We start from the raw sequence: 22,243 nt of genomic DNA, 5'->3' as shown, positions 1-22,243 counted from the left end.
GTCGGTGCATCGCGTTTTTTTCTTGACTTGGTACTGGAGAATACCATATTCGTCAAATGGTACTCACAAATACCAAAGAAGGATAACAACGTGAAACGAATGAAACGTATTCTTACCTATACGCTCGCGCTTACATTGAGTGCCTTCGTCGTTTGGGGGGCCGCAGCATGGAGTTCGGCACATACCGACGTCAGCACCGATAACGCCTATATCCATGCCGACATCACCGCCATCGCTCCCAAAGTGGCCGGGTACATAAAATCCGTCCCGGTAGGCGACAACACGCCGGTCAAAGCAGGAGATTTACTCTTTACCATCGATGAACGCGATTACGCGGCAAAAGCGGCTCAAGCCAAAGCGAATGTCCTGGCGGCCGAATCCTCCGTCTCCAATGCGGAGGCGGCCACGGCCCTGCAACACGCCGTTATTCGACAGGCAAAAGCACAGGTCGCCTCGGCCCTGGCCACCCAGAAACGAGCTCTTCAGGAATATGCCCGGCAAAAGCGGCTTCACGGAGAGAAAGCCACCACGGAGCAACGATATGAGGATTCCCAACGTGACAAAAGCCAGTCCGAAGCGGCTCTTGCCGGGACCCAGGCGAATCTCGACGTCCAGGTCAGGAAGCTTGACGTACTGGCCGCCCAGCTGTCGTCCGCCCGTGCAGGCCTCGCCCTCGCCCAGGCATCCTGTTCCCTTGCCCAGTTGGATCTTGATCATTGTTTGGTCCGTGCTCCGGTTGACGGAGTTGTCGGCAATCGAAAGGCCCTGATCGGGCGGTACGTGACGCCCGGCACCGCTCTTCTCGACCTTGTACCGGTACAGGATGTGTGGATCGTGGCGAATTTCAAGGAAACCCAAATAAAACGAATCCGTGTGGGGCAAGCCGTGCACATTACCGTGGATGGGTATCCGGGCTCGGCCTTGGCAGGGATTGTGGACAGTTTCGCGCCGGGCTCCGGGGCCGCCTTCAGCCTGATCCCCCCGACAGCGCCACCGGCAATTTCGTCCGCGTGGTGCAACGGGTTCCCGTCAAGATCACCCTGAGGGAAAACCCGTTGAAGGGTTTGCTGGTGCCCGGCCTTTCCGCCCGCGTGACCGTTTTGCCGGATCCGGAAAGACAGCCCGGCCAAGGTTAGGATTTCGCCATGGAGCAAACCGCGATGCGTGAACGCGCCGTCTCGCAGCTCCTGCTGATCGCGGGGGTATTCCTGGCGGTGCTGGCGGAGGCCCTGACCGGCACGGCGCTTTCTTTCGGCCGGATCGACATGCTAGGCGACCTGTACACGACGACCGACGAATTCGCCTGGCTGGATATCGGCTACACCGCCGTCAAATTGTGCGGGTTCATGATGGTGCCGGCGCTGTTCGCCCGATTCAAGCCGATACGCGTCATGCAGGCCGCCAGCTTCGTCATGACCGTATTCAGCCTCGCCATGCTCGCCACCGCCGACCTGCCTCCGCTCATCCTCATCCGGCTGATACAGGGAGTGTCCGGCGGCATCCTGATCGTCAGCGGCCAGACCCTGCTTTTCAACGTGTTCGACGGAAAGGGGCAGGCCGGGGCGCAGCTGGTGTTCGCACTGGGGGCGGTCGTGGCGCCGGCCACCTTCGCCTCCACGCTTCAGGGCTGGATGGTCGACGTGCTCAGCTGGCAGGGCATCTTTCTTGCCGCCTCGGCCCTCGGCTTGGCGTCCGCCATCCTGCTGGCCGCCGTTCCTGCATCCATCATGTCCGCCTCTGGTCCCAAACGGGACGACATCGTCGGTTTCCTCCTTTTCGCGGGAGCGGCCGTCTGCCTCACGTACATAGCCGAGGAGGGAAGCCGGTGGAACTGGTTTGAATCCCGGCACATCGCCGTCATGACGATAGGCGGCCTCTCGACCCTGCTGATCTGCACCGCGCGTTGGAGCGTCTTCTCCCGAAGCCGTGCGCTGGTCGACCTTTCCGTGTTCGGGAATCGAGACTTTTGTTTCGGGGTCGTGGTCAGCTTCGTGGCGGGCGTGGCGTTGTTCGGCAGCACCTGGCTCATACCGAATTTCACGCTCAACGTATTGGGGCTCACCCCCCTCGAGGCAGGCACGCTGATCGCGCCGAGCGGCGTGGCCTTCGTGGCCGTCCTGTCATTGACCGCCCTGCTCCTCACTTTTTCGCGGATATCCCCGCTGGCGACGGTCCCATTGGGAATTCTGCTGCTTGCCGTCGGGATGTGGCTCCTTTCCGGCTCAACCAGCGAAAGCGGCAGCGCGGACATGCTTTTCCCGCTGATCGTTCGGGGAACCGGGCTCGGGTTCCTGTTTCTCTCCCTGACCATCTACACGATGGGCGGGCTTCGAGGCAGACGGATAGCGCAGGGGGTGGCCCTTTTCACCACCCTTCGCCAATTCGGTGGCCTTTTCGGCGTGGCCCTGCTCCAGCGCTATCTGGACCATCAGAACGCGCTCAACAGCGCCGTACTTTCCGCCCACCTCGAGACCGGAGGGGTTCTCCTGGCCGAGAGGCTGCAACGCCTGCAGGTCGTTTTGCGGAGCAAGGGCATGGAGGCGGGGGACGCGGCAAAGGCGTCCATCGCATTCCTGAAAAAAAGCCTGCTGTTACAGAGCAACGTGCTGTCCTATAACGAAGCGTTTCTCGCCATAGTGATTGTTTTCATTGTCGCCGTTCCCCTACTGCTCGTCTACAAATTCTGGCTCTCGCAACAGCATCGTTCCGCCTCGGCCGCGGCGCGGAGGGAGGGAATATGACTGTTTTTCCCCGCAACAGGATTTCGGGAATGATCATGCCGCGCTCCCTTTCGGGCGGCCCCGCCTTTGCCGGTCCCGTAATCCGTCCACAGACCAGGCCGCCGAGGAGCATGGCTTCGGACCGTAACAATTCCCCCGGAGAATGAGATGAAAACGGTTCATTGGATTTTAATCGTTCTGTCCGCCACGGCGTGCTTGCAGGCATGCTCGCTTGTTCCCAAATATGAGCAGCCCGGCAACGCGTTGCCGGAATCCATTCCGGAATCCTGGCCCCAAGAGCCCCTGGCCACCGTGTTTTCGGACAACGCCGGCTGGTGGGAAGGGTTCCGGTCCAAGGCGCTGCCGCTCCTGCAGCAGGAAGGCGTCGCCAGAAACCTGAACCTCTCGGCATCGGGCTGGCGGCTCGCCCAGGCCGTGGCCCAGTCCAGGGTGGCCCGTTCTCCCCTCTTCCCCTGGCTTGGCGCGACGGGGTCCGGCTCCCGCAAAGGGGCGCATGTGAAGCCCACGGGACAGCACACCGACACGATCAATGTGGCGGACACCTTCTCGGGCGGATTCCAGGCTTCCTACGAGTTGGACATATGGGGAAGGCTGCGCTCCCAGGCGGACGCCGCCGCGTTCATGGCCGAGGCGACGCTCGACGACTGGCGGTCCGTCGGCCTCAGCCTCGAATCGAATATCGCCGTCACCTATTTCCAACTGCTCGCCCTGAGGGAACGGCTCGCCGTGCAAAGGGATATTCTGTCCACGGCGCAACAGACCCTTGATTATATTGAAAAGCAGCAGCGGGCCGGCGCCGCCTCGGCACTCGATCTCGCCCGGCAGCGCAGCGACGTGGAGTCCATGAAGGCCCGCACGAAGGAGCTGGAGCGGCAAATGTCCGCCGCCAGGAACGCCCTGAACGACCTTCTGGGGACCGCAACCACCCCCGAGGGACTCGACAGCCTGATCGCCGAGGATTCGATCACGAAACTGACGCCTCCGGCGGTCGTTCCGGGGCTGCCTTCCAGCCTGCTCCTCCGAAGACCGGATATTCTCAAGGCCGAAGCCTCTCTCAAGGCGGCGAACGCAAACATCGGGGCGGCCAGAGCCGCATTCCTCCCCGTAGTCAATCTCGTCGCCCAAGGCGGATGGCAAAGCGACGAACTCCACTCCCTATTCAGGCCGACCAGCACCCTCTATTCGGTTGCGGCGTCGTTCGTCACCCCCATCTTTCAGGGAGGGCGGCTAACGGCGCAACACGACGCTGCCGTGGCCCGCAAGGAAGAACTGATCGCCCGATACCAGCAGACCGTTCTTTCCGCCTTCCTTGAAATCGACACCGCCATCGCCGCCAACGGCTTCCTGGCTCAGGAGGAAGCCGACCGGGGCGCATCCGTGCGCGACGCCCGCGAAGCCGACCGCATCGTCCATGTGCAGTACCGGGAAGGCTCGACGGACTTTCTCAGCCTGCTGGACGCCCAGCGGACCCTGCTGACGGTGCAGGATGCGCGGATATCCGCGACGCTGGCGAGACTGAACACCACGGTAGGCCTGTTCAAAGCCCTCGGCGGGGGATGGGGAGAGAGGCTGCCTCCCAACGCTCCCTAGATTGTTTGCGCGGCAAGCCCGCAAAAGGGTTGCGGCGAAAGCGGACGCCGGGGGGGCTGTCATGCGCCGCCTGGTTGGACCCGCCCCCAGCTCGGCTTGGCAAATGCAGTTCGGACCACAACGCCAACAAAAGGAACCCGGTCATGAAAAGACACCAGTACCGCATAACGGTGGAGCCGATGGAGAGCACGGGAAGCGCTCCGCTTTCGTTCGAGGTGAACAGCTATGACGATATCCTCATGATCATAGACAGGATACGCCTGCGCAAGGACATTGCTCCCGGCTCTGCGGAGGCTTTGGGACTCGGCCTGAAACTCTTCGGCAACGAGTTGCTGCAGCAAAAAAACAACCCGCTGTTCGCTCCCTTGTTCCCCTGCTTTCACGAGTTCATGAAGCTACTTAAGGAAAGCCAGCCGTAATAATGTGAAGGGGTGAGAGAACAACCTGCTGGAACACTACGTCCAGTTATCAACATGTGAGGGACCATCACTGCCGACAGCCGTTTTTTTGGTGAGCTCACTTTAAACCGTCATGTGGAGCAGGTTCGCAAGAGGCTTGCGATAGAGGCGAACCTCCTCCTGAAATAAACGAGCGACAATAAGAAAATCGAAAAAAGGCTCAATAAAATGACTCAAATTTCTCATAGTATCAGCAACATAGCCCGAGATACGCTGACAGAGAAGCGAGAGAGAAAGACCTCCCAGGTCCATCTGGCCGGTCTGGATGTTGGCAGTACGACAGCGAAGTTGGTCATCCTGGATGCCAACGGAGAGCTGTGCGCACAGCACTACCGTCGGCATGGTTCCGATATCATTGGTGCCCTTTTGAAAATTTTCGAAGAGGTTACGGCAAAAACAGGCAACGTCCCCGCCCGGATTGCCGTCACGGGCTCCGCAGGCATGGGCATTGCTGAATCGTGTGGCATCCCCTTTGTCCAGGAAGTCAATGCTTCCATAGATGTCGTCCGCAGATTCTTTCCCCAAGCCTCGACACTGATCGACATCGGTGGAGAAGACAGCAAAATGGTGTTCTTCTCGAAAGGACGGCCTCCTGACATTCGCATGAACGGCAGTTGCGCTGGCGGCACCGGGGCTTTCATCGACCAGATGGCCGAGTTGCTCGGTATCTCCCCGGAGCGTTTGGACATCCTGGCTGGGGAGGCCCGCCGCATCCACCCCATAGCATCCCGCTGCGGCGTGTTCGCCAAAACGGATATCCAGAACCTGTTGAGCCGGAAGGTCGATCTGCCTGACATTTGCGCCTCCATCCTGCATGCCGTCATATTGCAGAACCTGGCGACTCTGGCCCGTGGAGTGTCTGTTCGACCGCCGATTCTCCTCAGTGGCGGACCATTCTCATTCCTCATAAATCTACGCAAGGCCCTGCTCCGCATCCTGAAGTTGACTGAGTCCGAAATCCTGGTGCCTGAATCCAGCCAGTTTCCGCCGGCATGGGGAGCGGCCTTGGCGAGCGGTAAATCCGATGGCGTCGAGACGTTGCAAAGATGGTGCGAAAAAATGTGCAGCCCCGCTGCCCTCAACATCGCCCCGCCACAACGCAAACGCCTCCCGGCCCTCTTCAATGACGAAAGGGAGTTCCTTGCCTGGGAATCGCAACGCTCCATCGCCGACATCCCGTCGGCCTCTTTGCGGGAGGCGATCCCGCCGTTGTTTCTTGGAATCGATTCCGGCTCCACCACGACCAAGCTTCTGGCGCTCGACACTGCTGGGAGAATGGTGTTTGGGGCATACCGCCCGAATCGCGGCAACCCGGTCGATGCCGCCGGCGTGGTTTTGCGGGAGTTGCGCTCGGCATGCGCGGAAATTCCCCTGCCGCGGATCGGAGCTATGGCGGCGACCGGCTACGGAGAGGACCTGATCCGCGCGGCATTCAACCTGCGCCTCGGCATGGTCGAGACGTTCGCCCACTGGCGCGGCGCGATGCTGCTGGATCCCGATGTTTCCTTCATCCTCGACATCGGTGGGCAGGACATGAAAGCCATCTTCGTCAATGAAAGCAGCATCCAGCGCATCGAAATAAACGAGGCATGCTCTTCGGGCTGCGGCTCGTTCATCGAAGGCTTTGCGCAGACGCTTGGTTTGAGCGCCGAAGAATTTTCCAACAGGGCCTGCATGTCACGCGCTCCCTGCGACTTGGGCACCCGTTGCACGGTCTTCATGAACTCCCGAATCAAGCAGGCCCAACGCGAAAAGGCGGCCATCGAAGACATCGCCGCCGGGTTGGCCTATGCGGTAATCAAAAATGCGCTCTACAAGGTCCTGAAGCTTCGGGACCCGAAAGAGCTTGGGGAGCACATCGTCGTCCAGGGAGGCACGTTCCGCAACCGTGCGGTAGTCCGGGCCCTGGAGTTGTTGACCGGGCAGACCGTTTCCTCGCCCAACCGCCCGGAACTGATGGGGGCCTGCGGCGCGGCGCTGCTGGCCAGGGAACACCATGAGCGGAATAAAAGCGAAATCCCGATGGACCTTGACCAGCTGTGCATGCAGGAGGAGCGGCGGACGCGAACACTCCATTGCAACGGATGCACCAACCAATGCGTGGTCACGGAATTCCGTTTCAATGACGGCCACAAGTATTTTATCGGCAACAAGTGCGAACGCATTTTCACCAACCATGGAGAAAAAGGGGCGGCAGGGGTGAACATCTTCGCACTGAGAAACAGGAGCGTATTCCGATGAGCCGGGAGACAAGATATCCGCAAGAGAGCATCCGAATCGGCGTTCCCCGCATACTGGGAATGTTCGAGACGTTCCCGTTCTGGAAAACCCTGTTGGCGAAATGTGGATTCGAGGTCGTGCTTTCAGCTCCCTCCGACCAGGCCCTCTATGAAAAAGGCATATGTTCGGTCATGTCCGACAACATCTGCTTCCCCGCGAAAATCGCCCACGGCCACGTTGCCACCCTGCTGGAGGAACGGGTCGACAGGATATTTTACCCTCATGTGGTGCACAACGACCTTGAGGACGCCGCAGCCGTCAACAGTTTCAACTGCCCCATCGTCTCCGCCTACGGAGAGGTTTTGAAGGGATCAATGAAACTCGGGCAGCGGGGGGTTCCCCCTCTCGACTCCCCAGCGGTTTCATTCCGCGACGAGGCCCTCCTTCGCAAGGCATGCCAACTCTATACGCGAAGCCTCGGTGTGCCGCGATCCCGGTTCAGGCAAGCCTTCGACGCGGCGCTCGCCGCCCAGTCGAACTGCCGGGAGGGACTCGTCCGCCAGGGACGAAAGGTTCTCGACCGGGAGCATGGCCATCAACGCCCTCTCATCGTCCTCGCAGGCCGCCCCTATCATGCCGACCCGCTGATCGAGCATGGCACCTCGAATATCCTCTCCGAATTGGGAGCCGACGTCATCCCGGCCGACGTCGTGTCGGGGTTGTGCAAACCGTGCTGGAGCGAGTGGGGGGCCCTCTCCCAATGGGCCTACCCCAATCGCGTGATGAAGTCGGCGCAATGGGTGGCGGACCAAGAGTCCCCCTACATCCAACTTGTAATGTTGAGCTCGTTCGGATGCGGCCCCGACGCCTTCATCGCAGACGCCATCAGCGATGTCTTGAATTCGTCCGGGAAAATTTTCACGTTGATCAAGGTCGATGACGTTTCCAACACGGGCTCCATACGTCTGCGGCTCCGGTCCCTCATTGAAACGCTCCGCTGGCACCCGGCCCAAGCCTCTTCACCAACCGGCACGTCCACCAAAAGCTGTCTCGTAAAAATCGAAAAACCAAGCACTCTCATCACGCCTTTTTTCTCCGAGTACTACTCTCCGTTGATTCCTTCGGCGCTCAAGCCGTTGGGGTACAACCTGCATACCCTGCCCCCGCCGGATACCATTTCCGTCGAATACGGCCTCAGGTACACCAACAACGACACCTGCTACCCGGCAATCATAACGGTTGGGGACATCATCAAGGCTTTTGCGCGGGGTGATTATGACCCGGGCAACACGGCCGTGGCCATGACGCAGACCGGGGGGCAATGCCGGGCGTCAAGCTATGTACCGACAATCAGGCGCGCATTGGCCAAGGCAGGATATGACGGAGTCCCGGTTTATGCCATCTCCACGAAAGGCTCCCGGATGAGTGACGAATCCACGATCAAGTTGAACTCTCGCCGATTTTTCCGCCAGGCCCTCCATGGTCTGCTTTATGCGGACGCCATCGCCTGCATGTATCATCGTTGCGCGGTCCGCGAACGCCGCGCTGGCGAAGCGCTAGGGCTCCGCGACAAGTACCTGATGGCCGGAGCAGTCTGCCTTGAAAGCGAGCCGAGTTCCCTGCTGCCGCTGCTCGCCGAAGCCGTTGACGCCTTCAACGGGACCATTGCGAACGAAGCCCCCCGGCCGCGAGTGGGAGTCGTCGGTGAGATCTACCTCAAATACAATTCATTCAGCCAGATGCATATTGTGGACTGGCTTATCGCCCAGGGCGTCGAAGTTTCCATTCCAGCCCTTTCCGATTTTTTCCTGCAATATTTTGTCAACACAAAGATTAACAGAGAGCAGCACTTGGCCCGGTTCCTTCCTCTTGATATTCTAGAAGGGCCATTTGAAATGATGATCGCCCGATGGAACTACAGATACAAAGCGGCCTTGGCCCGGTTTCGTCTAGCTGAACCAGCAATGACGCTTGCTCGAAAAGCGGCTCTTGCTTCGGATATAACCAGTCTCGTCAACCAATATGGCGAAGGCTGGTTGATTCCAGCCGACATTTCGTATTTCGCCACATTAGGCATCTCCAACATTATCAGCGTTCAACCTTTTGGCTGCATAGCGAACCACATAGTAGCCAAGGGAATAGAACGCGCAATCAAGCAACACTATCCTTCCACCAACCTGCTTTTCGTCGATTTTGACCCGGGGAACAGCGAAGTAAACATACTCAACCGGCTGCACTACATCATCGATGCCGCAAACACCCAATGCCATGGTGCAACGCGATGAAATAGGAGTATCCCGGCCATTGCCCTCATGGTGGGCTTCGGCTTTCATTCCGGAAAATCTTGCGTGCCTGCCGGGAACAGAAAAGTGACTACACCAATCGAAAGACATAAGAGCTTGCCGTTGCCCGTCTCCTCACCTTTCGCAAAATCGGAGGCGAGGAGGAACCAAGGCTTAATGGGCTGCGGGTTCCGACGCCGCGACACGGCACTTATGTTGCGATGACAACTAGGAGCAATCATTACGGAAAAAACTGATAAGTCGTCGCCACAAGGGAACTCGCTCGACTTCGGCCACCTTGCTTCTGGATTCCAGCCGAGCAAGGTGCTTGCGTATGTCGAACAGCGGGTCACCCGTTTCTTCAGCAGGGTGGTGAGGACACTTGCGCCCCTTGAGCAATCCCATCTGACCGTGTGGGCGGACAATGCCCTTGTTGCCGTCATATTCCAGATAGACGAATTCTGGAGAGCTCGGAAACCACGGAGTAATGAGTTGGACAACCAGTCCTGCGGCCGTGGACGCGAGCACCCCGTTCGACCATACCACCTGGGGACGCCCCCCTGCCACGCCGTAGGCCTGCGCTTCCATTTCGAGCCTGGCATCGGTCACGAGTCCGCAGCAGCGCAGGCATGGCCCACCGGGCAGGGACGAGATGACCTGGCCGCTGATCAAAAAGCCATTATTGCCGAGATCGGTAACGTCCATCCCCATATCGACATAGGGAATCAGGTGGCGGCGCGCGAACCCTTCGAGTTGGTCCCGCTCCTTGTATGAGTCAACGGCACCAACAATGACATCGCAACGTTTGAGGTCATCCGTCGCTTCGAGCCAGGTATCCGCCACCGAGATGATTCGAGCCTCCGGCTGCACCCCACGGATGACTCGCTCGGCGATCGACACCTTCAGGGCCTGAGCTTCGACGTCGGCCAAAGTCCCGCCCACGAGGCGGTTGGTGTTTGAAAAATCTATTCGATCCGGGTCCACGAGGACATATCCCCCCACCCCCAGATGCGCCAACTGCTGAACGACGTGGGAGCCTCCCCCGCCAAGACCGACGAGACCGACGGTGCATTCGTGGAGCAGGGTATCGCTATCGGGGCCTAAAAAACTCTGGCGATCAAGTCGATTCATGTTGTTCTCCATTTCCTCATCGGAATGCCAACCATCGAAAACTCGTCGATATGGCGGTATTGTTCCCGCCGACCAAGCCAGACCTGGCCTCTGGCGGCGTCGGCGCTGAGCACGACGGCACCGTGTACACATTGCGGGGCGACCTTGAAAAAGTCGGGGACGAACTTGGCGTTTTCACGCACATCGACCCCGCTGAATCCCGGAAGGCCCCGGCCACCATGGGTGTGCACATGAAAAAGCGCGACACGCGAGCACAAAGCCCATTGCAACGCCTTGCGGATAGCCTCGGGTCCCATCATGGCCCCGACGGTGTGATCCCGGAGATAATCCGCATCTTCGACCGGCCGATAATCGCGGGAGAGAATGAGCACATCATCCCCCGCTGCGGTAAGCCCTGCTGCAATGAACCCCACACGCTCATGCGCGAATGCATGCGGACGGCGGAGGTCCATGTGGATACGCCCCAGGAGTTCGGAAGTGCACTTGAAGATTATCTTCATGCCACCCCCCGCAAGTGCGCGCACAAAATGGCGGGCCAGGCTTGCTCGGCCTTCACTCCCTGCCACGAAGGCGCCCACCAATTGCTCCCCAAGACCTGATGCTGCGTCCAGTTCCTTCCCTTCCCGGCGACCTTTTCCCGAAAGAACAGCCGGGTGACGTAACCGGTATGGGCCGACGGATGAAGCAGAAGATCCATGCTCAAGTCTTTACCACCGGACTTGAATCGGAAGCCGGGCAGCAGCACCACCGGCTTGCCACACTCCTGATGGAGTTCCGCAGCGCCGCACAAGGTCTTGATCGACTCGAATTCCTTATTCGCATCCATTAGGAAGACCCTCCGCTCGGGACCTGGCTGATGAAAATCATCCCATCCTTCACCCGCAGCTTTTCATTGGGCTGGAGCGGGATCAGTTCACCGTCCTCCACGACATTGAGAAGATAGCCGGCCTCCACTCCAAGGACCTGGATGAGTTTTTCAGTGGTGTACATTCCGGGGTGAATGCGCTTCTCGTCGCCATCCAACGTAACCGTAATCATCCCATGGCGGGTGCGGAGGTGCTCCACCCCGGTATGCGACAACTCGATGTCCCCGCCTGCGGGCACTTCCGCTTCCTCGCCGTCACGCTCCAAAACAAGGACCTTTTCCTCAGGTACGACTGCCGCATCGCGCAAGTCCGCTTCGTTGATCTTGGAAGCGCCCCACTGGTAGCCCGTGTCGTCCACGGTGAAGAGAAAAATCTCTCCACCGCCGAACACCCGGAAAACGTGTCTCCCCTTGTTCCGGAGATCGACCTTGTCGTTCATGCCGATCAACCTGGAGCCGGGGAGCAGCAGTTGGATGAGAGCATGATCCTCTTCAGGGACAAAGCCGGCTTTGGAGAGAATCTGCCTTCCGGAGGGATCCGGCTCTCCAAAAGTAACGGATATCTCGTCCTGGCTTTCGCCCTTGATCAAGATTTCGAACGAGCCATGCGGATGGTGATGTTTCTCTCCGTCCTTGACACGATCTTCAGCATCTCCGATAATACCATTCAATCGTTTGTCATTACTCATCTTTTACAACCTCATAAGTTTTACATGGCTTGTATCTAGGCTCTTGTCATGCCGCATCCGCCATGCTATTAATGTCGAGTTAACCATTTATTACGAAGTCGTCAAGAGGAGAATGTCGAAATCGCCATGAAAAAGATTACACCTGCCCAAGGCCCAGCGCCTTCGGACATCTTCAAGGACCGCCTGCGTGCCGCCAGAGAGATGCGCGGCCTGAGCCAGGCTGACCTGGCCGCCAAAACCGGTTTGCCACCCAGTTCCATCGCCCATTTTGAGGGGGGCAAGCGCAAGCCCTCCTTCGACAACTTGCGAAAACTCTCGGAGGCGCTTGAGGTCACCACAGACTATCTGCTCGGCCGCGCCGACGACCCCGCAGCTGCCACCGAAGCCGACCCGCTTTTCCGCCACGCGGCCAAACTCACGGATAACGACCGGGCGCTTGCCGCCGAATTTCTTGAAATGCTCGCCAAGCGAGGTGAAAAGAAAGGAGAGTAAATTGAAAAATCGGTATTTCGACCTTGAAATGGCCAAGCAATGGGGAGAGCGTCAGGCTGAGGAAGACGGCATGACGTCTTTGCCCATCGACCTCCATGCCATCGCAACAATGAAGGGAAGAAATATTATCGTAGAGCCCAGCGGGGACACCGGTCCCGGTGTTTCCGCCATGCTCTTACGGTCTGGAAACAACTTTGGCATTTTCTACAGCACGGCCATCGCCAATATCGGATTCCAACGGTTCAGCATTGCCCATGAACTAGGGCACTATTTCTTGGAGGGACACATAGACCAAATCCCCTTTGACGAGGGAGGATTTCACTCTTCAAAAGCCGGTTTTTTCTCCACCGACATCTATGAAAAACAAGCCGACAGCTTTGCCAGCGGACTTCTCATGCCCTCAAGGCTTTTCCTCAGGGCCTTGAATCAGCATGTGGATGGCCTTGCCGGGGTCAAGGCCCTTGCAGGGCTTTGCGAGACATCCCTGACCGCCACGGCCATCCGCTATGCCGAACTCACCGAGGCGGCTTCAGCTGTCATCGTCAGCACTGGGCAAACCGTGGACTTCGCCTGCCTGTCATCGGCCATGAAGGACTACAGTGATATCATCTGGCTTCGTCGGGGCGACCAGCTTCCCCGCAACACGCTCACTGCGAACTTTAATGCCGAGCATGACCGTTTCAACGAGAATGAATTGGTGGACGAGACAGACCTCAGATTATGGCTCACTGGTACCCGTTCCCGTGAAGTAATCGAGGAGGTCATCGGGCTGGGGGCCTACGGAAAGACCCTGACCATCGTCACCTGTATGGACACCGCTGCGGATGGTGAAGACGAGGAGGAAGAAGACGCCCTGATTGATAGCTGGACGCCGCGCTTCAGGTAACTTCATTTGTCGGCTGTGGCACAAGCCCTTGGTGGCCGCTCCAACAGGCAAAAACCAAGCCCGTTCGAGGTATGGTCTCTCTTACAAGCTTCAGGTTTCCGCCGCACCCGGTTCACCCCCTCTCTTCCTCGCCCGTCATACGCCCGCCCCTCTTCCCTTTAACACCCCGAATCAACAGGAAAGAGGTTATCTTCTTTTAATCGCTTATTTTTTCTATTGACGCCCCGGCGTTTCGCGCTATGCTTTTAGGTTCCGCTGACCAATTTAGGTCCAGTAAAACCCAAAGCATGGAGGGGATGGCAATGGCTTCTGAATGCGAACCACTCCGCCGGACCGATGTCCGGCTCGATCCCAAAAAGCTGCATGGATTCGTCACGGCGTGTATCGCGCATGGCGACCGCTTCGCAGACGTCTTTTGGGACACCCGCATCTATCTTGAACGCGACGGGCGGATCGCCCTGGAATTCCTGCCGGACGGCGGGACTTTGCGCTTCGTCATGTTTGACCAAAATGAATGGTCCCCAGCCGAGACCGCTTCCGCTGACGCCCTCCGCCTGTTCAAACGATTCCGCCAAGAACAGGCCAAGAGCTGTGTGTATGACATCTTCACCGGCGACCAACTTGATGACCATCAGCTTCAAGCACGAAGGAGACAACATGACGAAGGGGGACAACGTGAACGTTATAGGGACAGTCGGCTTGCCTTCTGATAGCGACAAGGGGAGGGAAAGGATGAAATGGGCCAAACGGATCGGGTGCCGAGAGAACGGCGAAATCGACACGAGTGACGCCTTTCAGGTCGAAATCATTTGCTCATGGCCAGCCCTGTTCCGGGCTCCTGAAGAAATTGCGGGGCAGATCAATCGGGACGCGGGATTCCTGAGGATCGCTACGCCGGGGATGCCCATGGACGAGTGGGCGCATCGGGTCAACGGCTACAAGGGACTCGGTTTGATCCCCGGCCCGATCCGGCAGCGGGATCTACACTGGGACGGGCAGGATATCACGCGATTGATCGACAAGCTTTGCCGGATACTGGAATTCGGCACGGCTGATCTGACAAACCTCCCGGGGTATGACCCGCGGCTGCCTGGAGTCCTGACGTGCGATGTGGCTGGATTCTGCTTGATCGACCCCAAGGAGTACGGCAGGACTCCACGGGCCTTGATCGGAAATATCGCGCACATCGACAACCTGCGGCTGGCTTCAGAGACGCCTCCCGCTCAACGGCGCCGGAGCCCGATACGAACGCCCGCGACGGTAGCAAGGCTCGGAATCGAGCTTTACGGGACCGAGAACCTGCCCGAAAAAACCGCCCATTCGAAACGAATTCCGAATAACGGGTGCTGCAGGATATCGACTCACTGCCTGTTTTGCGGGACCCCAGTTAAGGTCAGGGGGATGGTCATAGACAACAGGCCCCATTTTGAGCTCGACACGCAGCCGACCTGCAATCACCTCCGACTTCGTATAAAGCCGACGTCCAACGGGGAGCACCACGAGTTGCATGTCATCCACGAACAGCAGTCCGAGTCCCAAACGGGTGGAACCGAGGCTGACCAACGGCATGAGGCCGGCGATTAGCCGCTGGCGAACAACCCCCCAACTGCCTGGAAGCGGCCCCATTGCGGGCCGCTTTTTTCTGATCATAATCACTTTCGGAAACAATCTTCTTGCTGCGGCCCGGTACCGCTCCGGGCATCTGACGGAAGGAACCGCCTGCACCGCAGGCGTTTCCCCCTATTCATTGGAAGACCCAAATACCTAGGGGCTCTTGCGCGGGAAAATACCGACGCGGTATGTTGGGAGGAAAAAGGAGAATATTCATGGCAATACCGCAGTTCCTTTCCAGCCCGGATAAAGATGGTCCTTTGCTCCCGGTAAAAATCAGCACGTTCATCTCGGGGCATGACGCCCGCCCCGAAGCCTATCCCGGCCCGATCAGGAAGACCAAGGAATGGGCCGGTAAAATGGACGGCGTGCTCCATGTGGGGATGCATGACATGGTGTTCAGCGGCCAATACGAAAACTTTGCGCTTGATCAGGCACCGCCGCCTTTCACCATTCCCCGGACAATCGAAACAAGGTTGCCCTTGAATACCATGATTTCTGCTGGTGTGAAGGTGACGTTCGCCAACAAGCAGACATTCTGCACCCAAGCTGCAGGAATAGTCTGGCCGACGGCCACGCCTGTGTCTGTCCTCGACGAATGTTATGGCGTCCAGGCGATGATCGAAATACATGGCGTTCAACTGCTGCCCAACTGCGACATGGTCGGTGTGTCGGTCCTGCGGTTTTTTCAAGATCAGTTCGGCCGGGACAAATTGCGTGATCTCATTTCCAAGGTGAAGTGACGCCACGGGGCATCACAAAAAAACAGCGGCGTGAAGCCGCTGTTTCTCTCGCCCGGTCCGGTCTCATTCCACGGGAAGATCCGTCCATCCCCGGATATGGAAGCTAATTTTGATTTTCCCCGGCCAAAAGCCTTTCATCCCACCCGCATCCACAAGATCGATCAACAATTTGCAGAACTCGGCTACCGTCATGTAGATGTTCTCGACATGCTCTGGAGAGATGCCCATATCCCTGCCGTCGATCCTCGCCTGGGCTAGGTCTTCGATCTGGATTCCATCTTTGATACGGCTCACCGAACCGCCCGGGGCGGAGTATACAAGGAGTGCCCTCACCATGTCGTATTGCGTAGGGCTCTCGATCAGGTTTCCAACTATTTCGTACTTTTCAGAATTGGTCATATCCTTCCCAATTTCCTGCGTCTGCAAGCTTTTTTCATTTGATCCTTTTATTTCCTTTTTCCTTTTCTTCGCCCGACAGGGCGGATCCTTTGCCGCCCCCGCCAGGGGGGCGGCTGATCCTTTCCAAAAGCTAGTCGTCCCACATCGACGAAGAGGACATGTCGTCGCCGAGAGGGGAATCGTCCCAGTCGAAGCTGCTATCATCTCCGATCGAATCGTCATGATAAACATTGTGGATCAAGTACGATCTGGCAGGGTCCGTGACGTCGTTGAAGAGCTCCACAGGCCCCTCCTCATCCCGGAGCCTGATCATCTTGGTTTGGTCGCTACCCCCACCGCCGAAGAAGGCGGCCAAGGCAATGAGGCCTACGCAAAACACTACCCCCAAAGTCACCAAAACTATTTCCATCCGTTCGCTCCTTGTCTGTCTCGTTGAACCAATCTGCATTGTCGCGCGTCTCCGCGAGAGAGCCCAGCGTTTTCTGCAGATTTTCTGGTACAACCTTCTCTTTTTCCTCCTTTTTCATCTTTTTGGCCGCGCACGGCAAATCTGATCGTCCGGAGGTGGGGCGAAATGGTTGGGAGCGATTTTTTCGGCGGGGGAAAAGATTGTCTCGCGTTGTACGCCAACGACTTCCGGTTTTGCCGATACCGATTAGCTCGGGGCGTCCGAACAGTTGATGACAATCTTTGAATCCTTTTCTTGGGCTTTCTGACAACACTTTCAGATCCCTGAATCGGACAATGAAAAAATGGTCGTTTTTGATCAAAAACGACCATTTTTCACGAACTGGATGCGTTTGCCTAAACCGGTCCGAAAGCCGTATTTCGGTCCGGTTTGACCAAATTCGACCGATTTGCGGGGACGGAATGTCCAATGACCCAAAAAAGCCCCGGAGTTCGCGACTCCGGGGCATTGCTTCGGCATGCTTTTTCCCTGACGAGTCAGGGCGTCTCTTTGGGAACAAGAAGTCCTGACGGTTGCGATAACCGATGAACGACCTGGTTCTTCTGAACCGTCATCACATCGAAGGTATCCGCACCATTTGTCATATATCCGGACTCAAGACTCATCGTTTTTCCAGACTCAAGAGTAACCAGAACCTCGTAATGCGAATCTCCGGGGATTTCATAGCGGGCTGCACAAAAATCCCCATCAGGAATTTTCGGAAAAACGAGTTCGATTTCCCGAATCCGTATAGTTGCTTCAACGATGTCCTGCCCACAGTCGTTCTCAAGGATGACCACCCCGATATCCGGCGGGAAAAACGAATGAAGCCAAGAACCAAAAACAATGGCACACACCAAGAGGACTGAACAAGGAATCCATTTTTTCATTATCTGGACCAATACCTTTTTGAGCTATAAGGGTTGACTTGAAACCCTTTTTTGGGTGCCTTTTGGAGCTTGCTTCTATCGACGGGTCGTTTTTCCCGTGCTGCAGCACGCCCCTCAGCGTTGTTGTGCAAATCCATCATGGCTTCACCCCATGGCTGGTCGCTGTTTATCAACCCGTCAATCTCATGACCTACGCCGAACAGCCAACTTGTGCCGCCACCAAGTTCCTCGGCCATACGTTTGCTCCACTCAGCATGCCTCATGGCATCGCCTTCGTTATTGTGATTTCCTACACCCCGCTTGGCGACTTCTTCATCTGCAATCTCATTGGCACGCTTGTAGTTGGAGACTATATCCCACCAATCACGAGCCGCTAACCCTTTGGGATCAGCCATATTGACCGGATCATCCAAACAATAGCCATACCAGTCCGGATCACCGCCCCTGTCCCCAATCGGATCGGGCGCGGTCCACCTGCCGGTGAAAGTGTCGTAGTCCCTCCAGCCGAAGCGGACGAAGCCCAAATCCCGGTCGTGCAGGCCGCCCGCAAAGCCGATGGGGACGCGGAAACCGGGGTTGGTGTCCTCAATGATGCCGCCGAAGGGATCGTACAGGATTTCCTTTATCACGTCGCCATCCATGTCGGCAACCACACGCAGGGAACCGACCTGGTCGTAGAGCAGGGTGAACACGGCCCCGTCCTCGCGCCGCATGGCCGAGGGAAGGCGTTCGCCGTCACCGTAGCCGAACTCGTAGCCCATGCGCCCGTCGTGGAATGCGCCGAGACGGATGAAATCGAGCCACTGGTAGGCCTCGACGAGTTGGCCGTTGAAATACTTGGCGGCCCGTCGGCCCTGCTCGTCGTGGCGAAAGGCGTAGACGCGGTTCTGGTTCTCCACTTCCATTTTGAGCAGTCGGTAGTCCGGCGCGTACTCGTACAGGTGGTAGGTACCGCCGTTCGACCAGATGGACCGGAATCCGTTTTCGTCGTGCGTGAACCCGTTGTTGCCCGCGCTCATCAACCGGTTGTCCAGGTTGTACCGATAGTCGCGGTAGCTGGACCCCACGGTGGCCGGGAAGTAGTCCCGCTGGCGGCGGCCGTCACGGTCGTAGTAACACTGGCAGACAAGCCGGTTGTCCAGGTGCGCCTCGGAAAGCCTCCCGGCCTTGTCGTAGGCATACTTCCAGACAACGGGCCGACCGGCCACGATTTCCGTTTTCTCTACGATTCGACCGCTTGGGTCATGCTTCAACCTCATTTCAAATACGCTCATATTCATCTCCTTCGGGCCACTGAGCGGACGGCCCTGTCGTAATTTGCGAGGAGCGTATCACGGGTTTTTCGGCCATTTCGGCCGAAACACGGCAATGTCGATGGAATGCAACCGAATGTCGGCCGAATGCATGGTACGGTCGGTGGAATGCACCGAAAAAACCGTATTTTCCGCTTGACAGCCCCCGTCCATGGGGGCTGCCCCTTCGGGGCGACGGCAAAGCCGTCCTCCAAATCCGCTGTCCTGCGGATTTGTGACAGGTTTCTCCAGAGGGGCTGGTGGGGCGAAATGGTTGGAAGCACCCTTTTCGGCGGGGGGAAAGATTGTCTCGCGTTGCGCGCCAACGACTTCCGGTTTTGTCGATACCGATTAGCTCGGAGGCGTCCGAACAGTTGATGACAATCCTTGAATCCTTTTCTTGGGCTTGCTGACAACACTTCCAGATCCCCGGATCGGACAATGAAAAAACGGCCGTTTTTCGTAAAACGCATCCTTTTGGCCAGACATGAGCGGAATTGAATTCCCGGCTCGTTTTGATCAATCGGAACCGTTTTGTACAAACTAGGCCCAAAGGCATCCGATTTATTCAGGCTAGGCATTAGGCACAAGGAAAGACGGCCACTGAGAACGGCTGGGAAGTGGTTGGGGAGGACTCTGGGATATCTTTCGGTATATATTCCTCATCTGCTCCCGAGAGACCGCCCCCGGATTGCCGGATCCCTCCCTGACATGCCTCATGGCTTGCTGGCCGCTTTTCCGACTTAGGCCAACCCAACCAGCCAGATTATTCCGGTGGCTACCTCCAGGGGTTTTCCTCCTTTTCAGTCCATTTTCTTTTTTTCAAAAAAAGCATCCGACCCCCCTTCCGGAATTTGACTTTCGTTAGTTCGGCGGTGTCAAACTGGACTGTTGGCCGAGTTTTGATGAGCAACCTCAACCGAAGGGGAAGTGGAAACGGGTACGCTACGGCGGTAGGAGGCTTTACGTTCCGTTCCTATGGAAACCACACCATGTCTGATGCACCGAAGATTTTGACCATCAAGGAAGTCGCCTGTTTCCTGCGGGTACACCGCGCAACCATTTCGCGCTTGGTCGGGGCTGGCGCGTTACCGAGTATCGCGGTAGGATCACGTCGGCTGGTCTTGGAAGCGGACCTGCTGACGTTCATTGAAAACCGAAGAAGCTTGGCGGCGAACAGTCCGAAGGGGAAATAGCCTATGGCTACTGTCACCATCGCGACCCGTTCGCTGAAAAAAGGAAAAGCGTACGTCATCCACTACAAAGACCCGGATACGGGCAAGAAGGAATACCACAAGACGTACAGACGGAAAGACCTGGCCCAAAAAGAAGTCAACCGGGTACGCACCCTGATTGACAGCGGCAGATTGCCGACCAAGGAAACCCGGCAGCCCAAGCAGCAAGCTCTGCCCACCTTTGGACAGGCTGCCCTGCTGTGCCAAGCCGAATGGGACCGGAAGCTGGGGGAAGGAAAGATATCCCAGGCGAGCCATGCCGGGTACGGCTACCTGCTGACCCCCATCTTAAAGGAATGGGCGCACACCCTGCTCCATGATCTCGACGAAGACACCATTCGGGACTACCGCATCGGCATCGCCGAAAAGACCAAGGCGAAGCTGGTGGCCAAGGGCGAAGAAGGCAAAAATTGCAACGTGCTGGCAAATCGGCGCTTGTTCGTAATCAAGCAGGTGTTCGCCATGGCCGCGAAGCACGGCCTGGTCGAAAAGGACATTGCGCGAGACATCCCTAACCTGTCTGAAAAAGCCAGTGAGCGAAAAAACGCCCAGAAGCCTTTCGAAATCGAGAAGCTGCTGGCGGCGGCCCGTCAGCGCAGGGCGAAGCATTACCTTCCCTTGGCGATCTTGCTTGCGGTTGAGCACGGATGCAGCACACAAGAAGTCCTCAGTCTCAAGTGGGCCGATGTGGATCTTGCGGAAAACCACATCACGTTCCACCGAACCAAAAACGGGGTGACCCGAACCCACAGGATCATGCCCCGTACCCATGAAGCTCTCGCGGCTCGGTTGGAGCACCTGACGCGGTACCGGGAAAAACGCGCCGTGAGGGCCAAGGGGGACTTCGTGGTCGGCAACATGGACGGAACGCCATTCAAGTCGCTCAAGACGGCCTGGAAGGGACTGTGCATCGACCACGATTTCGATGACCTTCACTTCCACGATCACCGCCACACCTATTGCACGAATATGCTGAAGGCAGGCTGCACGCTCAAGGAAACCAGCGTAATGATCGGCCACAAGACCCTGCGTATGACGGACCGGTACAGCCACCTTGAAGGCGTGCTGGAAGACGGTCCTCAGGACCGTCTGGCACATCGGTATGCCGCGACTGGCACCGAAAGTAGTACGTCGGAAGCGGCGGACACATAGCGGACATATTCCTGAAATCAGCCATCAGGCACGAAAAAAGGGTTTCAAGTATTTACTTGAAACCCTTAACTTTCTAGTGGTGGAGCTGGAGGGAATTGAACCCACGACCTCTTGAATGCCATTCAAGCGCTCTCCCAACTGAGCTACAGCCCCACGTCGTTGGGAAGGACAACTTGTCCCAAGGGGGCGGTTTTTGTCAACAGGAAAAACACACAAAATTCACCGGGTCACGGATGGCCTTCGGCGGGCGGGTTCTCCTGGCCGGGCTTAGGGATAGCCGACAGAGCGGATGACCGCGCCGGGGCGCTGGACCGTGCGGTGATAGCGCACCGCCGGGAGGCCGAAGGACATGCAGCAGGCCACGAGGTGGTCGTCCGGGATGCCCAGCCGGGCGCGGAACTCCGGCGCGATGACCGTCAGCAGGGCGCGGGCGATGCCGTTCCAGACAGTGCCCAGGCCGTGGCTGTTGGCCAAGAGCTCGAAATAGCTCAAGACGATGTGGCAGTCGGCCATGGGCGCGAGGCCGTTCTCCGGAGCCGACACCACCAGCAGGTGCGGGGCGTTGCGGAACAGGATGTCCTCGCCGGTCTCGCAGCGCCTGATGTAATCGCCTATGCGCTCCCAGCCGGCGGGGATGCGGCCTTCGCGGACGGCGGCCAGGGCGGCCTCGGTCATGCCGGCGCGCAGCCGGGCCATGGCCTCGGGGTCGTCGACCACGGTCAGGGTGGCGGGCCGCATGTTCACGGCCGTGGGCGCGTGGGAAGCGACCTCCAGCAGGCGGCGGATGAGGGCCGGGTCAACGCCCTCCTTCCGGTAGCGCCGGGTGGAGCGGCGACCCATGATCAGGGTCTCCATGTGCGCCGGGTCGGGCAGGTGGCCCTTGAGCGGCAGGCTGTCCGCCGGGTCCTTGCCGAAAATCGAGAGCGCGCCCGGCTTGCACACGGCCAGGCAGTGCTGGCACTCGATGCAGTTGGCCTCGTTCCCGGGCCGGACCACGGGCAGCCCGTCCATCTCGATGACCCCCCAGAGGCAGTCTGCGGCGCATTCGCCGCATTTCGTACACTTGTCCGCATCCACTGTGAAATTCATCATAACCATCTCCCATGGAGCCCGGTTCCG

General features: G+C 58.0%; 22 protein-coding genes and 1 tRNA gene. 12 read left to right on the top strand and 11 right to left on the bottom strand.

Annotated features, from left to right (window positions below):
- Positions 1-99: 99 nt before the first annotated feature.
- From AWY79_RS07755 to AWY79_RS18265, 6 genes are all read left to right on the top strand, one after another.
- The gene (locus tag AWY79_RS07755; RefSeq protein ID WP_233491046.1) at positions 100-1,044 is read left to right on the top strand and encodes an HlyD family secretion protein; all 945 of its coding nucleotides are present in this window, start codon (positions 100-102) and stop codon (positions 1,042-1,044) included.
- Positions 1,045-1,145: 101 nt separating this feature from the next.
- A complete protein-coding gene (locus AWY79_RS07750; RefSeq protein ID WP_066802184.1) occupies positions 1,146-2,741 on the top strand; it encodes an MFS transporter in 1,596 nt (531 codons plus the stop codon).
- Positions 2,742-2,888: 147 nt separating this feature from the next.
- The gene (locus AWY79_RS07745) at positions 2,889-4,331 is read left to right on the top strand and encodes an efflux transporter outer membrane subunit (RefSeq protein WP_066802181.1); all 1,443 of its coding nucleotides are present in this window, start codon (positions 2,889-2,891) and stop codon (positions 4,329-4,331) included.
- Between the two features lie 143 nt (positions 4,332-4,474).
- Positions 4,475-4,750, top strand: a complete 276-nt coding sequence (locus tag AWY79_RS07740; protein WP_066802179.1) for a DUF3861 domain-containing protein — start codon at positions 4,475-4,477, stop codon at positions 4,748-4,750.
- A 207-nt stretch (positions 4,751-4,957) separates the two neighbouring features.
- The gene (locus tag AWY79_RS18270) at positions 4,958-7,030 is read left to right on the top strand and encodes an acyl-CoA dehydratase activase (RefSeq protein ID WP_078063683.1); all 2,073 of its coding nucleotides are present in this window, start codon (positions 4,958-4,960) and stop codon (positions 7,028-7,030) included.
- Positions 7,027-9,294 carry an acyl-CoA dehydratase activase-related protein gene (locus tag AWY79_RS18265; RefSeq protein WP_078063682.1) on the top strand — a complete coding sequence of 756 codons (2,268 nt, stop codon included), beginning with the start codon at positions 7,027-7,029 and terminating at the stop codon, positions 9,292-9,294. The genes AWY79_RS18270 and AWY79_RS18265 overlap by 4 nt, the downstream gene beginning before the upstream one ends.
- A 225-nt stretch (positions 9,295-9,519) precedes the next feature.
- On the opposite strand, the gene AWY79_RS07730 is transcribed toward AWY79_RS18265, so the two are convergent.
- Genes AWY79_RS07730 through AWY79_RS07715 form a run of 4 tightly spaced genes read right to left on the bottom strand, consistent with a single transcriptional unit; the run spans position 9,520 to position 11,976 of the window.
- Complete coding sequence (locus tag AWY79_RS07730; protein WP_078063681.1) at positions 9,520-10,422, bottom strand: HesA/MoeB/ThiF family protein; 903 nt, start codon at positions 10,420-10,422, stop codon at positions 9,520-9,522.
- Entirely contained in the window at positions 10,419-10,922 is a 504-nt protein-coding gene (locus AWY79_RS07725) for a hypothetical protein (protein WP_066802175.1), read from the bottom strand. Before AWY79_RS07725 ends, AWY79_RS07730 begins: the two co-directional genes overlap by 4 nt.
- Entirely contained in the window at positions 10,919-11,248 is a 330-nt protein-coding gene (locus AWY79_RS07720; protein ID WP_066802173.1) for a hypothetical protein, read from the bottom strand. Before AWY79_RS07720 ends, AWY79_RS07725 begins: the two co-directional genes overlap by 4 nt.
- Entirely contained in the window at positions 11,248-11,976 is a 729-nt protein-coding gene (locus AWY79_RS07715) for a multiubiquitin domain-containing protein (RefSeq protein WP_133987058.1), read from the bottom strand. Before AWY79_RS07715 ends, AWY79_RS07720 begins: the two co-directional genes overlap by 1 nt.
- A 126-nt stretch (positions 11,977-12,102) precedes the next feature.
- On the opposite strand from AWY79_RS07715, the gene AWY79_RS07710 reads away from it, so the two are divergent.
- Positions 12,103-12,468, top strand: coding sequence for a helix-turn-helix domain-containing protein (locus tag AWY79_RS07710; protein WP_066802169.1), 366 nt, complete (start codon positions 12,103-12,105; stop codon positions 12,466-12,468).
- A gap of 1 nt (position 12,469) precedes the next feature.
- Positions 12,470-13,354: an ImmA/IrrE family metallo-endopeptidase gene (locus AWY79_RS07705; protein ID WP_199533842.1), complete on the top strand. Its 885-nt coding sequence runs from the start codon at positions 12,470-12,472 to the stop codon at positions 13,352-13,354.
- A 245-nt stretch (positions 13,355-13,599) separates the two neighbouring features.
- On the opposite strand, the gene AWY79_RS07700 is transcribed toward AWY79_RS07705, so the two are convergent.
- Positions 13,600-13,986, bottom strand: a complete 387-nt coding sequence (locus AWY79_RS07700; RefSeq protein WP_133987056.1) for a hypothetical protein — start codon at positions 13,984-13,986, stop codon at positions 13,600-13,602.
- Here AWY79_RS07700 and AWY79_RS07695 point away from each other — a divergent pair.
- Together AWY79_RS07695 and AWY79_RS07690 are read left to right on the top strand one after the other, a co-directional pair.
- Positions 13,979-14,938, top strand: a complete 960-nt coding sequence (locus AWY79_RS07695; protein WP_133987054.1) for a hypothetical protein — start codon at positions 13,979-13,981, stop codon at positions 14,936-14,938. The two genes, AWY79_RS07700 and AWY79_RS07695, sit on opposite strands and share 8 nt — an antisense overlap.
- A 242-nt stretch (positions 14,939-15,180) precedes the next feature.
- Positions 15,181-15,708: a hypothetical protein gene (locus AWY79_RS07690; protein WP_066802161.1), complete on the top strand. Its 528-nt coding sequence runs from the start codon at positions 15,181-15,183 to the stop codon at positions 15,706-15,708.
- A gap of 63 nt (positions 15,709-15,771) precedes the next feature.
- Here the strand turns inward: AWY79_RS07690 and AWY79_RS07685 are convergent, their stop codons facing one another.
- The 4 genes from AWY79_RS07685 to AWY79_RS07675 all read right to left on the bottom strand — a co-directional run bounded on the left by AWY79_RS07685 (position 15,772) and on the right by AWY79_RS07675 (position 18,719).
- On the bottom strand, positions 15,772-16,134 hold the full coding sequence (locus AWY79_RS07685; RefSeq protein ID WP_066802159.1) for a hypothetical protein: 363 nt from the start codon (positions 16,132-16,134) through the stop codon (positions 15,772-15,774).
- A gap of 103 nt (positions 16,135-16,237) precedes the next feature.
- On the bottom strand, positions 16,238-16,516 hold the full coding sequence (locus tag AWY79_RS07680) for a hypothetical protein (protein WP_066802156.1): 279 nt from the start codon (positions 16,514-16,516) through the stop codon (positions 16,238-16,240).
- Between the two features lie 536 nt (positions 16,517-17,052).
- Entirely contained in the window at positions 17,053-17,445 is a 393-nt protein-coding gene (locus AWY79_RS18735; RefSeq protein ID WP_133987050.1) for a hypothetical protein, read from the bottom strand.
- Positions 17,445-18,719, bottom strand: coding sequence for an RHS repeat domain-containing protein (locus AWY79_RS07675; protein ID WP_078063680.1), 1,275 nt, complete (start codon positions 18,717-18,719; stop codon positions 17,445-17,447). Before AWY79_RS07675 ends, AWY79_RS18735 begins: the two co-directional genes overlap by 1 nt.
- A 923-nt stretch (positions 18,720-19,642) precedes the next feature.
- Between AWY79_RS07675 and AWY79_RS19610 the strand changes: the two genes are divergently transcribed.
- Positions 19,643-19,933, top strand: coding sequence for a helix-turn-helix domain-containing protein (locus AWY79_RS19610; RefSeq protein ID WP_078063679.1), 291 nt, complete (start codon positions 19,643-19,645; stop codon positions 19,931-19,933).
- Positions 19,934-19,936: 3 nt separating this feature from the next.
- On the top strand, positions 19,937-21,124 hold the full coding sequence (locus AWY79_RS07665) for an integrase (RefSeq protein WP_066802152.1): 1,188 nt from the start codon (positions 19,937-19,939) through the stop codon (positions 21,122-21,124).
- Positions 21,125-21,201: 77 nt separating this feature from the next.
- Here the strand turns inward: AWY79_RS07665 and AWY79_RS07660 are convergent.
- Positions 21,202-21,277: transfer RNA gene (locus tag AWY79_RS07660), tRNA-Ala, on the bottom strand.
- 114 nt (positions 21,278-21,391) lie between these two features.
- On the bottom strand, positions 21,392-22,216 hold the full coding sequence (locus AWY79_RS07655) for a nitroreductase family protein (RefSeq protein ID WP_066802150.1): 825 nt from the start codon (positions 22,214-22,216) through the stop codon (positions 21,392-21,394).
- Positions 22,217-22,243: the final 27 nt, after the last annotated feature.

The sequence above is a fragment of the Pseudodesulfovibrio indicus genome (assembly GCF_001563225.1).
GTDB classification, from domain to species: Bacteria; Desulfobacterota; Desulfovibrionia; order Desulfovibrionales; family Desulfovibrionaceae; genus Pseudodesulfovibrio; species Pseudodesulfovibrio indicus.
This window is presented reverse-complemented; position numbering and strand designations above follow the sequence as displayed.